A 227-nucleotide genomic window follows, 5' to 3' on the forward strand; every position below is an offset into this window, starting at 1 on the left:
AATACGGGCAGCACCACGGCCGACATCGCGGCGCGCACCTTGAACGTGAGCGTCAACGGCGTCAACAAGACGTATGACGGCACGACGGGCGCGCAGGTGAACTTTGGCGACGACCGCATCGTTGGCGACGCCTTGAGCGTGAGCGGCAACGCCGCCTTTGGCAACAGGAACGCGGGCAGCGGCAAGGCCGTGCGTGTGACGAACCTGGCGCTGAGCGGCGACGATGC

Annotated in this window: 1 protein-coding gene; it reads left to right on the forward strand. The window is 66.5% G+C overall.

Features of this window, described 5'->3' with window-relative positions; all coding sequences use genetic code 11:
• A partial coding sequence (locus tag J0O65_RS25295; protein WP_215409924.1) for a YDG domain-containing protein occupies nucleotides 1–227 on the forward strand: 227 nt, incomplete at both ends.

Origin of the sequence: Janthinobacterium sp. JC611 (assembly GCF_018682595.1) — a bacterium.
GTDB lineage: Bacteria > Pseudomonadota > Gammaproteobacteria > Burkholderiales > Burkholderiaceae_D > Janthinobacterium.